Source organism: Algibacter lectus (genome assembly GCF_900112395.1).
Lineage (GTDB): Bacteria > Bacteroidota > Bacteroidia > Flavobacteriales > Flavobacteriaceae > Algibacter > Algibacter lectus.
On record NZ_FOLN01000006.1, the window covers coordinates 208,471 to 223,944 of the forward strand.

The following is a 15,474-nucleotide window of genomic DNA, read 5'->3' on the forward strand; positions in this document are numbered from 1 at the left end:
AACAATGGCTATTCAGTAAACTAAATGTAAAATTTAAGCAAGTGCTTGCTCTATATCGGCAATAATATCATCAATATGTTCCAACCCTAAAGAACAACGCACCATACCATCTGTAATACCAGCAGCTGCTTTTACCGATGCTTCAACTTTGGCATGTGTAGTACTTGCTGGGTGGGTTACAATAGTTCTGGTATCTCCTAAATTGGCCGATAGCGAACACATTTTTATACTATCAAAAAACGCCTTTCCGCCTGCTATACCGCCTTCAACTTCAAAAGCCACAATGCTTCCTCCCATTTTCATTTGCCTTTTAGCAATCTCATGTTTAGGATGCGATTTTAAAAACGGATATTTTACCCATGTCACCTTAGGATGTGCCTCTAAAAATGTAGCCAATTTTAAGGCATTTTCACAATGTCTTTCAACTCTAATCGCTAGAGTTTCTAAAGATTTAGACAATACCCAAGCATTAAACGGACTCATAGACGGCCCCGTTAATCTCGAAAATAAGTAAATTTCTCTAATCAATTCTTTCTTACCAACCGTTACGCCACCTAGCACACGCCCTTGGCCATCCATTAATTTAGTAGCAGAATGAATTACCAAATCTGCACCAAATTTTATAGGTTGCTGTAAATACGGCGTTGCAAAGCAGTTATCAATAACAAGCAATAAATTATGCTTTTTACAAATAGCACTTAAAAACTCCAAATCCAACACATCAACACCTGGGTTTGTAGGCGTTTCAGCATAAATAAATTTCGTGTTTGGTTGTATTAAACTTTCTATAGTTTCAACTTCATTAATATTGAAATACGAACATTCAATATTCCATTTCGGAAAATACTTAGTAAACAAACCATGCGTAGCGCCAAAAACAGAACTACAAGACACCACATGGTCTCCCGCATCCAACAACGTTGCAAATGTAGAAAACACAGCAGCCATACCACTTGCAAAAGCAAAACCAGCCTCTGCACCTTCCATTTTACAAACCTTATCTACAAATTCGTTTACATTAGGATTGCTATATCTACTATATAAATCACGTTGTTTCTCTTCGGCAAAAGACGCGCGCATCTCCTCAGAATCTTCAAACACAAATCCGGACGTTAAGTACAAAGGTACCGAATGCTCCGAAAATTGTGTGTTTTCACTCTGTGTGCGTATCGCTTCTGTTTCAAAATTTTTTTTATTCTCGCTCATTTTATTTTCACTATTCAATAAAGGTAAAACCCTCAAAGATTTATTTTTAATATTTTTATTTGGGCATTCCCCTATCGGGTCGGGCTTTCCGCTATATCTTTTTTGAGAAAAACAAAAAAGGATGCCGCATCAATCCCTAATGCACTTATCTACTATGGTTTGTTTTAAACCAAAGCTTTTTTTTGTGTGCCAGATTTTAGATTTCCGCCTTCGCGGAAATGAAAAAACAAACCTAATTAATATGCTTAGACAATCGTAAAATATCACCAAATACACCACGCGCTGTAACCTCTGCTCCAGCTCCTGCACCTTGAATCACGATAGGTTGCTCACCATAACTCTCAGTAAATATTTCAAAAATAGCATCCGAACCTTTTATTTGTCCTAACGTACTATCATTTGGTATAGATACGAGTTTCACTTCCAAAACGCCTTTATCTTGAGATAAATCTCCCGATAAATCACCAATATAACGCAATACATGCCCGGGTTCCTGCTTATCTTTTATAGCTTGGTATTGTTCATTTAAAACATCCAACTGTTCTAAAAACGATTCCACCGATATATTTTGATACGCTTCCGGTATTAAATTCTGTACCTCAACATCTTCAAACTCATTATACAAATCTAATTCTCTAGCTAAAATTAATAACTTTCTAGCCACATCATTTCCAGAGAAATCTTCTCTCGGATCAGGTTCTGTAAAGCCTTTGTCGATAGTTTCCTGAATAATTTCACTAAACGGTTTATTTTCAACAGAAAAATTATTGAATAAATAACTTAACGTTCCAGAGAATACTCCACGGATTCTAGTAATATTCTCTCCCGATTCGTGTAACAGTTTAATAGTATCAATTAACGGTAAACCTGCGCCAACCGTAGTTTCATATAAATATTGTTTCTTATTCTCTTTTAACTGAACACGTAAATCTTTATAAAACTCGTGCGAAATGGTGTTTGCTATTTTATTAGAAGATACCAAATCGAAACCAGCCTCTATTAAAGGGATGTAGTTTTCATAAAAATTAGGACTTGCCGTATTATCCACAGCAATTAAATTTTCTAAATGGTTTTCTTTTGCAAAAGCAATAATATCTTCAATAGAACTTGCTGTGTCTACCGTTTTAATAGCATCTTCCCAATTAGCATCAACACCATTTTTACTTAAAAGTTGCTTTTTAGAATTCGCAATAGCAAATACATTTAAGTTAATGGCTTTACGTTTTTCAATATCGCTTCTAGATTTCAAAATCTGATTAATCAATGCGCCTCCAACACCTCCGTGTCCGAAAATGGCAATGTTTATCTTTTTAGAAATCCCAAAAATCTCACCATGAATCACGTTCATAGCTTTATGTAATTGCGATTTTTTAAGCACTAAACTTATATTTCTTCCGGTAACGGTATTGTTAAATAACAACGGCGTAATTTGGTTTTTTATAAGCGCATTAAATGGTTTGTGGAACGAACTTAACTCGATACCAATAATTGAGATTACAGACACATCATCCACAACATCAATTTTATTTACATCCTGAGAATAGAAATCATTTTCAAACTCACGCTCTAAAGCAATAACCGCTTGTGTGGCTTCGCTTGCATTAATAATTAAACCAATACCACGCTCTGACGAGCCTTGCGAAATAATACTAACACTAATATCATGAATACTTAACGCTCTAAAAATTCGAGCATCTACTCCACTTTTTCCTAACAAACCACGACCTTCAAGATTTAAAAGCGCCACGTTATCTAAAACAGAAAGCGATGTCACTTCTTTAGCACTTGGTTTTGCTGTAATTAAAGTTCCTTCATCCTCTGGATTAAAGGTATTTAAAATACGTAAGTTGATGTTTTTTTCAACTAAAGGAATTATAGTTTTTGCATGTAAAATAGTAGTTCCAAAGTTCGCCAACTCATTTGCTTCACTAAACGATAATTCTCTAATTTTTTGAGCATCGGCAACCAAATCTGGGTTTGCTGTATATATACCGTTTACGTGTGTATAATTTTGTAACTCTTCAGCATCTAAATAATTTGCAATTAAGGCTGCGGTATAATTACTTCCATTTCTACCTAAAGTCGTGGTTTCATCTTTTAAGTTAGACGCAATAAAACCTGTAATTACATTTACAGCATCTTTATGTGCTTTGAAAAAAGCAGTGACATTATCTTTAGATAATTTAGCAATAGGAATTGCATTTCCGAAGTTCTCATCTGTTTTTATTAGCATTCTAGAATCTACCGCATTGGCTTTTATTTGCTTCTGGTTAAGTAATTCTGAAACCATTTTAATAGCCAACAATTCGCCTTGTGCTAAAATAGTATCCTTAATCTTTCCGCTGTAATCACCAAGCAGACTAACACCTTCAAATAATTTATCAAGCAGTGTAAACTCTTCAGTAAAATCAATAGTTTTTAAAGGTTCTTTTTGATAACTTTTAAAAGCTTCTAATTGCGACTTATACTCTTCGCCTTTTGCCGCAAGATTTAAAACAAATTCTAGTTCGTCGGTAGCATTACCACGTGCCGATACTACAATCGAGATTTTATCGCCATTATTAACTTTATTTTCAATAATGGTAATTACATTATTCAATCCTTCGCCATTGCCTAAAGATTTGCCTCCAAACTTTAATACTTTCATTCTTTTCTTTTTTGAATCTGGCACAAAAATGCCTTCTATAATTTTTTCTAACTGCTCATATTCCATTAAAAACGCATCGTGACCGTGTACCGAGTGAATTTCGTTGTACGTAACATTCGGGTTCGTTAATGCTAATTGTTTGTGCGTTTCTCTATTCTCTTCTGCTGTGAAAAACAAATCGGAATCGACACCTACAATATGGATATTCGCTTCTATATTTTCTAAGACATTAAAGTCTTCTGGTCTATTTTTGGTAACATCAATCGTTCTAAGCAACTGATTCATTAACTTATAAGCTGAAAGCTGAAAACGTTCTTGCAACTTCTTACCGTGATGCAACAACCAACTTTCTACATTAAAAATCTCTAAATCTACATTTTTAGAACGATGAAAACGTTCTTTAAAAGATTCTGGAGTTCGGTAACACAGCATGGCGTGCATTCGCGCATCGTGCACCGGATTTTTTGAATTTATTAAAAACTGTTCTTGAATCTGGCAGTTTGCTATAAGCCAATCTGTAGATTTCCAATCGGTTGCGATAACCACCAAATTTTCGGTAAAATCGGGTTGTAAAACCGCCATTTCCCAAGCAATTCCGCCACCTAAAGAACCTCCAACGGCTGCAAACAGTTTTCCTGTTTTTAATTCTTTTAAACCTAGTAAAAATATTTTTGCGACATCGCGTGCAATAAAATCCTTGTAATTTTCAACAACAAAGCCGTCATAACTATTTCCAGGGATATTGAATGCTAAAACGCTGTATAGTTTTGTGTCGATTACTTTATCATCGCCAACTAAATCTAACCACCAGCCATTTTCGCCAGCAACATCACTATTTCCGGTTAAGGCATGATTTATTAAAACAATAGGTGCGCTACCCAGTGGTTTTCCAAACACTTGATAACTTAAATTAAGTTCAGCATTAAGCACATCGCTTTCCGTGCGATAATTTTTAATGGTAATATGTTGCAATGGGTGCTTCAATTCTTTATGTTTTTAAAACCGACTAAGTTTTTATTTAACCGACACCATTTTTAAAATCGTGTCGGTTTATTTTGTTTCCTGCAAGATCGCAAAACCTTACAGGATGTTGTATTATTTTACTAATTATATCGTTGCAAAAGCCGCTGTTAAATCTGCTTTTAAATCTTCAATATCTTCAAGACCAATAGATAAACGCACTAAATCGCTAGACACTCCTGCAGCTTCTTGCGCTGTTTCATCTAATTGTTGATGCGTTGTACTCGCTGGGTGAATAATTAAAGATTTTGTATCTCCAATATTAGCAAGTAAAGAAAACAACTTGGTATTATCTGCAATTTTCTTAGCCGCTTCAAAACCACCTTTATGTCCAAAAGTCACTAAACCACTTTGTCCCTTAGGTAAATATTTATCTGCTAAAGTTTTGTATTTACTACTTTCTAAACCAGGATAGTTTACCCATGCAATCTCTTCTTGAGCCTCTAACCATTTAGCAATCTCTAATGCATTTGCACTGTGTTGTTTTATTCTTACTGGTAAAGTCTCTAAACCTTGAATAATCTGGAAGGCGTTAAATGGACTTAAAGCACCACCAAAATCACGTAAACCTTCTAATATTAATTTAAAAACATAAGAAGCCGCACCTAAAGTTTCGTAGTATTTTAATCCGTGGTAACCTGCAGAAGGCTCCGTAAATTCAGGGAATTTTCCGTTAGCCCAATTAAACGTTCCACCGTCTACAATAGCACCACCTAAAGATGTTCCTTGTCCTCCAATATATTTTGTTAAAGAATGGATCACGATATCTGCACCGTGTTTTAGCGGATTTAATAATACCGGCGTAGCCACTGTATTATCTACAATAAAAGGAACTCCTGCCGCTTTAGACTGTACTGAAATAGCTTCTAAATCTAAAACATCTAATTTCGGGTTCCCTAAAGATTCTACAAAAAATGCTCTTGTATTATCTTGCACTGCTGCTTTAAAATTCTCTGGGTTAGAAGCATCTACAAACGTAGTTGTAATACCAAAACGAGGTAAAGTTACACTCAACAAATTGTAAGTACCACCATATAAACTACTAGACGCTACAATATGGTCGCCAGCTTTTAAAAGCGTTAATAACCCTGTAGAAATAGCCGCAGTTCCCGATGCGAAAACAACAGCACCAACACCACCTTCTACAGCCGCTAAACGATCTTGTAAAATTTGATTGGTTGGGTTGTTTAAACGTGTATAAATAAAACCTAGTTCTTTTAATGAAAAAAGGTTTGCCGCATGATCTGAATCGTTAAAAACATACGATGATGTTTGGTAAATTGGCACGGCTTGCGTTCCTCCGTTTGCTTTAACGTCGTGTCCGGCGTGTAATGCGTTTGTTGATAATTTGTGATCGCTCATTTTTCTTATTTTTTTAGTTAATTGGTTGCCGCTTTTTGCTATTAAATAAAAAGTCAAATTCACTTTAAAAAAGTGTACTTAATAGAAAAATGTTATAAGAAAAATTAAAATTGCAGAAAGCAATTCTTGTTAGTTATCTATCCAAACACCAATAAATGAATTGGTAATTTAAGTAGAATTTAGCACCTTCATTACTAAGTGTAAAGGGTTGCTAAGGCTTCAGCGGGTCTATCCCTCCACCTTTCTTGATAACATTTCAGTAAGTTTATTGAACTTTGTGAATGCAAATATTCAATTAATAAACGCTAATATCCAAATTTTTAACAGAAATTTTTAAAGATTTACCAATATCGCAATGTTTTGTTGTTTTAAGGCCTAGCTTCTTTGAAATATTGAATATTATGAGATTTGTGGGATTTTTACATTAAAACTTACTTGGTATTTCGTAAAAAAGAATAACTTCGTTTTTAGGTCTGATAATCAACTGCTCAAACCTCATTCAAGCAACAAACCCAACAAATTAAGATAGATTATGAAATTAGAAAAGATATTAGATAAACTTGGCTCCCTAGAAAAAAACTCATTTATAAAAGCTATTGATAATATCATTTCGAAAAACCCCAAAAACATTAAAGAAATAAACACGATTTTAAGCTCATCTAACAAAGGATTAAAATCTGTTGACAATCAAAATATCTCTAAAGTTTTCGCCTTAACTTCTAACGAATTTCAACAAAACGTAAAATGTGAATTTCAAGAAATCACTTCGCAACTTGATATTTTAATTGATATTATAATTCGTGACGGTAACTGTATAATGAAACAAGATTGGTTTTCAAGGTTATACGAAATTGAAATAAAGCAGATAAAAAATAAAATAAAAACATTAAACGCCAATTTTGAAAACGATAAATCAGATTTAAGTGAATCTCGAAAAAGAGATTACAAAATATATAAATCTTGCTTGCACACAGCATATTATAACGACCAAGATAATAATCGTGAAGCAAAAATATCTTCGGATGAACTATCAATAATGCTTACACTTTCAAAACAACTTGGTCTTTCTCAAGAAGAAATTAAGCTCATAAATTATTCTATATTACCCGTCATAAAGCTAGACATTCAAGACGTTATAAAAAGCCTTAAAAACATCGGTGTAATATTTTATTCAAACAAAGAAAACACAATTTATATTGCAGATGAAATGGTTCGACTTTTACGCAAAATTCGCGAAAAAGAAATAGCCGAAAAATTCTATCGAAGAACTTTAAAGCTTTTACGAGAACCAATAATTAATCAGATTTCAAAAGACCATAATATCGATAGAAAACTATCATATTCACAGAAAATAGAGGAAATAATAAAAGAAGGCGTTTCGTTTACTGATTTATTACTATCGGATATATATAAGCCAGGAAGTACACTAACAGACAAAAAGAAAACGTTAAATGAACTTTGTGAAAAAGGACTTAATATTAGTAACTTAAAAGGAAGTACGCTAGATGATAAAATTAGTAGTCTAATTGAATATTTTGAAAATATTGAACGAGATGAAAAAGTAGGCATCTCCCTTGATGGATTTGATAAGCTCTTAACCGAATTAAACCTCTCTCTTCCCGACTTAAACAAACAGATAAGAGTTCAATTTGAACTTCAAGATGAATTTGTTTTAAAGGCAGATTTCCTACTTGATTATAATATTAAACCTAGAGATATATTAGACTTAATAACTAAGGAGGATAGAACTAAGTTTATTAAAGACAATTCTATAAAGCAAAGAGGAGATGATATTTTAAATATCCTTGAACACTACAAGGATGTAGAAAACCTATATCTCGAAAACTATGAAAACGTAGGATATAGAAATTTAAACTTACTTAAAGAAAATGGTATTATTATAAAAGAAAGCGAACTCGGTTTAAAATTTGAAGAACTTACAGGTATCATTTTAAAAGGAATAGGTTTTAACGTAGATGATGTATTAAAAAGTCAACTAAACACAAAGAAGGATATGATGGATATTCTTTTAAACTTAGGTAATCAAGAAATTATTATTGTAGAATGTAAAACAAGTAAGGAAAGAGGTTATAATAAGTTTAGCTCTGTTTCAAGGCAATTAAAATCTTACCAAAACTTAGCTCTAAAAAACAATTTAAGAATTGTAAAAATATTGCTTGTGGCACCGGAATTTAGTGATGATTTTGTAACAGATTGCGAAATGGATACTGAAATGAATTTATCCCTTATAACATCTTCTACCCTATCTAATATTTATGATGCATTTAAATCGTCTAAATACACCGAATTTCCTCATGTATTATTTAGAGATATTGTTATAAACGAGGAAAGAATACTTAAAGCCTTAAGTAAATAAGAAAAACTAATAGCTAACAACAATAAATCCTTTGCCCAATAGCATAAAATGAAAAACACTATAATTACACTTTTACTTTTATTTCCAATATTTTCATGGGCTGATGCCTGGGATAATTTAACCTTGCAACAAGCTGAACAAGTCTGTGAATTTTTAAATACAGATCCATATATTTTGGATTATTGCGATTGTTGTGACTATGAAGGTGAATACGCTACAAAAATCTACTTAATGAAAGTAAAATCTACAGAAATTATTAGTTGCGACTGGAATTCGGAATACTATAGCGTAAGAGCAGATGTTGATGTTTTAGCTGAAATTCCATATATAAAAGAAGGACCCGACATTAATTATGCTCACCGATACAAATCGAAAGAAGCGCTAGTAATAACTATGAATTATACATGGGCATATAACGAACAAAAGAAAAAGGCTGCACCTATATACACAATTATTCCTTACAATATCTATGGAGAAACTAACCCAAATTTGGGTTCTTGCAAAGCGTTTACAAGCTTCCCTAATCCAAAACAGATAAAGAATAGAAAATATAAAAAGTGGTATAATAAAAAATTTCAAATCTAAAAAACGCGATTACTACCCTACTTAAAAAACTAACCATAAACGAACCCCCTTAAACCAAGCAATAGCTCGCGTTAGGGATTGAACGGCATGTTTGAAATCCTGTTTGTTTTTCCTTAAAAAAAACAAACAGATTGAGTAGTGAAAGCCCGACCTTTTTCGGGTAACGCCCATATTTTAGTTGGCTACTTCGCTAATAAATTTTATACGGTATAATCGAAGTTCTTCATCGTCGTAATCACCATCAAATTCTTCAATAGCATCAGAGATACTATCAGTGCTAGACTCCATGAAATAATCGTGAATTTCTTCTTGTTGATCTTCATCGAGAATATCGTCTACCCAGTACGTAATATTTAATTTAGTACCAGAATACACAATGGCTTCCATTTCTTTTATAAAATCGCTCATAGACATTCCTTTCGACGATGCAATATCGTCTAGAGGAAGTTTACGGTCTACGTTTTGAATAATGTATAGCTTGTTTGCTGAGTTGCTTCCGGTAGATTTTACAACTAAATCGTCAGGACGCGTAATATCATTATCTTCTACATATTGCGCTATAAGTGCCACGAAATCTTTACCGTACTTCTTAGCTTTTCCGTCTCCTACACCGTGTACATTACCAAGTTCAACAATGGTTACAGGGTATTTAAGCGCCATATCTTCTAAAGATGGATCTTGAAAAACCACAAATGGTGGTACGCCTAATTTTTTAGCATTCTTTTTACGTAAATCTTTTAGCATACGCATTAAAGTAGCATCGGCAACGGCATTTGCTCCTTTTGCTGCTGTAACTACAGAGCCATCTTCTTGTGCACCATCAAAAATATGATCTTCCGTCATCATGAAAGATTCTGGATTTGCTATAAAATCACGACCGGCGTCTTTTAATTTTATAACACCATAGGTTTCAATATCTTTTTTAAGAAACCCGGATACTAATACTTGGCGCAAAAGTGCCATCCAGTATTTATTATCTCTAACTTTTCCTTTTCCAAAAAAGTCTTGCTCGTTGGTTTTATGAGAATTTATGAGTGCGTTTTCTTTACCTATAATAACGTTTACCAAATCTTTAGATTTGTACTTTTCATTTGTTTTAGAAATGGTTTCCAGTAGAATTTTAACTTCGTCTTTGGCTTCCACTTTCTTTTTAGGATGCCTAACGTTGTCGTCCATATCGCCACCTTCTCCAGTTTCGGTATCAAATTCCTCACCAAAATAATGAAGAATAAATTTACGTCGCGAAATAGAAGTTTCTGCGAAAGCAACAACTTCTTGTAGTAAGGCGTGCCCAATTTCTTGCTCGGCCACAGGCTTACCAGACATGAATTTTTCTAATTTCTCTATGTCTTTATACGCATAATAAGCTAAGCAATGCCCCTCACCGCCATCGCGACCTGCACGACCGGTTTCTTGGTAATAACTTTCTATACTTTTTGGAATATCGTGATGGATTACAAAGCGTACATCGGGTTTATCGATTCCCATACCAAAGGCTATGGTTGCTACAATAACATCGCAATCTTCCATTAAGAATTTATCTTGGTGGCTCGATCTTGTTTTTGCATCTAAACCGGCATGGTAAGGTAGTGCGTTTATACCGTTTACTTGTAAAACTTGCGCCAACTCTTCTACCCGCTTACGACTTAAACAATAGATAATACCCGATTTACCATCGTTTTGCTTTACAAAGCGAATAATATCGGCATCTACATTTTTAGTTTTTGAGCGTACTTCGTAATATAAATTGGGTCTATTAAAAGAAGCCTTAAAAGTTGTAGCTCCCGAAATACCTAAGTTTTTAATAATATCTTCTTGTACTTTAGGTGTTGCCGTTGCGGTTAAACCAATAATTGGAATATTATCGCCTATACGTCCGATAATATGTCTTAAATTTCTATATTCTGGTCTAAAATCGTGTCCCCATTCACTAATACAGTGCGCCTCATCGACGGCCATGAATGATATTTTTACAGTACGTAAAAACTCAACATTTTCCTCTTTTGTTAACGACTCCGGAGCCACATAAAGTAATTTGGTTACCCCATTTACAATATCTTCCTTTACCCGCTTAACTTCGGTTTTGTTTAGAGATGAATTTAATACATGCGCAACGCCTTCTTCATTCGAAATCCCTCGAATAGCATCAACTTGATTTTTCATTAAAGCAATTAGTGGCGATACCACAATTGCTGTACCTTCTTGCATTAACGCAGGTAGTTGGTAACATAGCGATTTACCACCACCTGTAGGCATGATCACGAATGTGTGATTGCCCGAAATAATACTTGTTACTACATCTTCTTGCAGTCCTTTGAATTGATTGAATCCAAAATATTTTTTTAAGGCACTGTGTATTTCTTTTTTAACTGTCAACATGAATTGTATAAATTATTTCTTACTTGCAAATTGTAAACACACAAAAGCCTATTAATTGCTTTCAATTTCATTGCGTATTTAGAGAGTCTCAATCTTTTTTTCGTTAGTTTTGCAACGAAAAAAACAAGTTAAAATAAAATTAATTTGGTTATCAAGTTTAAAGATAATAAAATCTTTAATGCTTCAACTATAAAAAATAATAAATTTTGAGTACAGAAAATTCTATTATTGAAACTGCTAAGCAAACAATTGAAATGGAAAGTAAAGCCATTTTAAACTTATCTAGCTTAGTAACAGAAGATTTTGCAGCTGCTGTAAATCTTATATATAACTCCAAAGGTCGCGTTATTATTACAGGTATTGGCAAAAGCGCCATTATTGGTAATAAAATAGTAGCCACTTTAAACTCTACCGGAACGCCTGCCATTTTTATGCATGCAGCCGATGCCATACATGGTGATTTGGGTTTAATTTTAAACGATGATGTGGTAATCTGTTTATCGAAAAGTGGTAACACGCCAGAAATAAAAGTTATAATTCCGTTGATAAAACGCGCAAACAATAAAATGATTGCTATTACCGGAAATACAAATTCATTTTTAGCGCAACATGCTGATTATGTTTTAAATGCTTACGTAGAAAAAGAGGCTTGCCCAAACAATTTAGCACCAACAACAAGCACAACGGCACAACTAGTAATTGGTGATGCTCTTGCCGTTTGTTTGTTAAATTTACGTGGTTTTTCGAGTACAGATTTTGCTAAATACCATCCTGGTGGCGCATTAGGTAAAAAACTATATTTAAGGGTTGAAGATATCTCTTCTACCAACGAAAAACCTGCAGTTAATGGTGACGCGAGTATTAAAGAAGTTATTGTTGAAATTACGGCTAAAATGCTAGGTGTTACTGCTGTTGTAGATAACAACGAAATTATAGGCATAATTACCGATGGTGATTTACGTAGAATGCTTACCAAAGTAGACGATTTTTCTAACCTTACCGCTAAAGATATTATGGGTGCCAACCCTAAACGTATTCAAGCAAACGCAATGGCTATTGAGGCTTTAGAAATCATGGAAGCCAACGATATTTCGCAACTTTTAGTTGAGCATGAAGGTAAATATGCAGGTGTTGTACACTTACACGATTTAATAAAAGAAGGTATTATATAATGGCAAAAAAGGATATTAATGAGATGTCTTTTTTAGACCATCTCGAAGATTTACGCTGGCACCTAATTAGAATTTGCTCGGCTGTAATGATTGTGGCCACGTTAGCATATATTTTTAGTCGTTTTATTTTCGACGAAATTATTTTTGCGCCACTACATATGGATTTCCCAACGTACGATTTCCTATGTAAAGCGGCTCAATTTCTTGATGTTACCACCACGTTTTGTGCCGACAAAATTCCGTTAATTTTACAAAACCGAACCATGGCAGGGCAATTTTCTGCCGATATTTGGACAGCTATTTTGGGCGGTTTCATTATCTCATTTCCTTACGTAATTTACCAATTATGGAGTTTTATTAGTCCGGGTTTACATAAAGAAGAACGTAAGCATTCGCGTGGTTTTATTATTATTTGCTCACTCCTATTCTTTATAGGTGTCCTTTTTGGTTACTATATCATCACACCGCTATCTATTAATTTCTTGGCAAACTATAGCATATCGTCTATGGTAGATAACCAAATAGATATTAGCTCTTATATTGCCTTAGTTCGTGCTTCAGCATTAGCTTCGGGATTAATTTTCGAGTTACCAATCATTATTTATTTTCTAACAAAAATAGGTTTGGTTACGCCAGAGTTCTTAAAAACTTATCGAAAATACGCTATGGTAATTGTATTAATTTTATCTGCAATTATTACGCCTCCAGATATTGCCAGTCAGGTTATTGTGGCAATTCCTATTATAATTTTGTACCAAGTAAGTATCACTATTTCTAAAATAGTGATTAGAAATCAAAAACGAAAAGAGAAAAAAAATGTCAGAGTCAGTTAAAGAATTCAACGATTACCGTTCTAAAATGAACGATAAAATTTTAGGTGATAACAATAAAATTATAAAACGTATTTTTAATTTAGACACTAACGCTTTCGCGGAAGGAGCTCTAGATGTAAAAACTAAAGAGTTACTTGGTTTGGTAGCTTCTACTGTTTTACGCTGCGACGATTGTGTAAAATACCACTTAGAAACCAGTTATAAAATTGGACTAAAAAAAGAAGAAGTTGTAGAAGCTTTAGGTATTGCAACCCTAGTAGGCGGAACTATTGTAATTCCACATTTACGTCGTGCTTATGAGTTTTGGGATGCCTTGGAAGAAGATAGCAAAACCCAATAAAAACATAAAAAACCAACAACTGTTAAAGAAGTGTATATGATTTCACTATTTTTAACGTTCATTATAAAGATATGATTTTAAAAGCCGAAAATTTAATGAAGTCCTATAGCGGACGAAAAGTTGTAAAAGATATTTCTCTTGAAGTTAACCAAGGCGAAATTGTTGGACTTTTAGGCCCTAATGGTGCCGGAAAAACAACATCTTTTTACATGATTGTTGGTTTAGTAAAACCTAACGGTGGACATATCTTTCTTGATAATAAAGAGATTACCAACTACCCAATGTACAAGCGTGCACAAAACGGTATTGGTTACTTAGCTCAAGAAGCTTCGGTATTTAGAAAACTAAGTATTGAAGATAATATTTTAAGTGTATTACAACTTACCAAATTAAGCAAGAAAGAACAAGTCCATAAAATGGAATCTCTTATTGATGAGTTTGGTTTAGGACATATTAGAAAATCTCGTGGCGATTTATTGTCTGGTGGTGAGCGTCGTAGAACAGAAATTGCTCGCGCCCTTGCAACCGACCCTAGTTTTATTCTACTCGATGAACCTTTTGCAGGTGTAGATCCTGTGGCTGTAGAAGATATTCAGCGTATTGTGGCACAACTTACTAAAAAGAATATTGGTATCTTAATTACCGATCATAACGTGCAAGAAACACTAGCCATTACCGATAGAACATACTTAATGTTTGAAGGTAGTATTTTAAAAGCTGGTGAACCAGAAGAACTTGCTAGTGATGAAATGGTACGTAAAGTATATTTAGGTCAGAACTTTGAATTGCGTAGAAAAAAGATTAGAGAATAGAACATTACCTCACACAATACTATAAAAAAGCCGTTAGTAATAAACTTATTACTAACGGCTTTTATTATTTCTAGTTATTCTTAAAGGAATCGAAAAGCCAAACACCTCTCCAAAATTAAAAACAACATAGTAAATTAATTATCCTTTTCTTCTTTCTAACAATACCATCATCATTAAACCCAAAAGAATACGGTATTCATCGTCATTATCAATTTCTTGTAATTTAGAAACACTAAACTTTCTTCCAAAAAAAGATCCCTCTTTTTTAAGCTTAACCACAGCTTTATTATTCAAATCGATTACACTATAACTCGGATTGAAAAAATATCCTGTAAACATCCCTAAAATTGGTATTTCACCAAACATGGAGTCGAATACTTTTACCCAAGCATTATCTTCACGAATATGATATTGTAATTTTTGATTTTGATCAATAAGTTCATATTGCGCTTTCCAAATGGATCTCCACCCTTTTCTTGCAATTTTACCAAGCTCATTACCTTCTTTATCTTTAAAACTGTAGGCCGCAGAAAAATCGATCCATCTATCTGCTTGTATTCTATAATTTACTTCAGTCTTGTTTTCATTATTATAGATAAGAATATCTTCTTTAAGCTTAAACATTTTTTGCCTAACATATGCAACGGTAGCTCCAGAAGCATCGGTTGCAACAAAATCGTTAGCAAAAGTCGAAATGTTAAACTTAAAATTTAATGGAAATGAAATATTTTGCATATCGAT

The 15,474-nt window shown here is 33.7% G+C and carries 11 protein-coding genes and 1 riboswitch; of the genes, 6 read left to right on the forward strand and 5 right to left on the reverse strand.

Going from position 1 to position 15,474, the window contains the following annotated elements; translation table 11 throughout:
• Nucleotides 1-33: 33 nt before the first annotated feature.
• The 3 genes from BM246_RS12285 to BM246_RS12295 form a co-directional block, all read right to left on the reverse strand.
• Complete coding sequence (locus BM246_RS12285) at nucleotides 34-1,206, reverse strand: trans-sulfuration enzyme family protein (RefSeq protein WP_074938225.1); 1,173 nt, start codon at nucleotides 1,204-1,206, stop codon at nucleotides 34-36.
• Nucleotides 1,207-1,438: 232 nt separating this feature from the next.
• A complete protein-coding gene (thrA, locus tag BM246_RS12290; protein WP_074938227.1) occupies nucleotides 1,439-4,837 on the reverse strand; it encodes a bifunctional aspartate kinase/homoserine dehydrogenase I in 3,399 nt (1,132 codons plus the stop codon).
• Between the two features lie 123 nt (nucleotides 4,838-4,960).
• Nucleotides 4,961-6,235 (reverse strand): O-acetylhomoserine aminocarboxypropyltransferase/cysteine synthase family protein, encoded by a 1,275-nt coding sequence (locus BM246_RS12295; protein ID WP_074938433.1) that lies wholly within the window; start codon nucleotides 6,233-6,235, stop codon nucleotides 4,961-4,963.
• A gap of 130 nt (nucleotides 6,236-6,365) precedes the next feature.
• Nucleotides 6,366-6,490, reverse strand: a riboswitch (SAM riboswitch).
• A gap of 277 nt (nucleotides 6,491-6,767) precedes the next feature.
• Between BM246_RS12295 and BM246_RS12300 the strand changes: the two genes are divergently transcribed.
• Together BM246_RS12300 and BM246_RS12305 are read left to right on the forward strand one after the other, a co-directional pair.
• Entirely contained in the window at nucleotides 6,768-8,612 is a 1,845-nt protein-coding gene (locus tag BM246_RS12300; protein WP_074938229.1) for a helix-turn-helix domain-containing protein, read from the forward strand.
• Between the two features lie 48 nt (nucleotides 8,613-8,660).
• Entirely contained in the window at nucleotides 8,661-9,197 is a 537-nt protein-coding gene (locus BM246_RS12305; protein WP_074938231.1) for a hypothetical protein, read from the forward strand.
• Nucleotides 9,198-9,371: 174 nt separating this feature from the next.
• On the opposite strand, the gene BM246_RS12310 is transcribed toward BM246_RS12305, so the two are convergent.
• Entirely contained in the window at nucleotides 9,372-11,576 is a 2,205-nt protein-coding gene (locus BM246_RS12310) for an ATP-dependent DNA helicase RecQ (protein WP_074938233.1), read from the reverse strand.
• A 206-nt stretch (nucleotides 11,577-11,782) separates the two neighbouring features.
• On the opposite strand from BM246_RS12310, the gene BM246_RS12315 reads away from it, so the two are divergent.
• The 4 genes from BM246_RS12315 (at nucleotide 11,783) to lptB (ending at nucleotide 14,733) form a co-directional block, all read left to right on the forward strand.
• The gene (locus BM246_RS12315) at nucleotides 11,783-12,748 is read left to right on the forward strand and encodes a KpsF/GutQ family sugar-phosphate isomerase (RefSeq protein ID WP_174564433.1); all 966 of its coding nucleotides are present in this window, start codon (nucleotides 11,783-11,785) and stop codon (nucleotides 12,746-12,748) included.
• Nucleotides 12,748-13,581 (forward strand): twin-arginine translocase subunit TatC, encoded by an 834-nt coding sequence (gene tatC, locus BM246_RS12320; protein WP_042503198.1) that lies wholly within the window; start codon nucleotides 12,748-12,750, stop codon nucleotides 13,579-13,581. Before BM246_RS12315 ends, tatC begins: the two co-directional genes overlap by 1 nt.
• Nucleotides 13,565-13,921 carry a carboxymuconolactone decarboxylase family protein gene (locus tag BM246_RS12325; protein ID WP_074938235.1) on the forward strand — a complete coding sequence of 119 codons (357 nt, stop codon included), beginning with the start codon at nucleotides 13,565-13,567 and terminating at the stop codon, nucleotides 13,919-13,921. Before tatC ends, BM246_RS12325 begins: the two co-directional genes overlap by 17 nt.
• 71 nt (nucleotides 13,922-13,992) lie before the next feature.
• The gene (gene lptB / locus BM246_RS12330) at nucleotides 13,993-14,733 is read left to right on the forward strand and encodes an LPS export ABC transporter ATP-binding protein (protein ID WP_042503199.1); all 741 of its coding nucleotides are present in this window, start codon (nucleotides 13,993-13,995) and stop codon (nucleotides 14,731-14,733) included.
• 138 nt (nucleotides 14,734-14,871) lie between these two features.
• On the opposite strand, the gene BM246_RS12335 is transcribed toward lptB, so the two are convergent.
• Nucleotides 14,872-15,468, reverse strand: a complete 597-nt coding sequence (locus BM246_RS12335) for an LURP-one-related family protein (RefSeq protein WP_162857662.1) — start codon at nucleotides 15,466-15,468, stop codon at nucleotides 14,872-14,874.
• Between the last annotated feature and the right edge of the window lie 6 nt (nucleotides 15,469-15,474).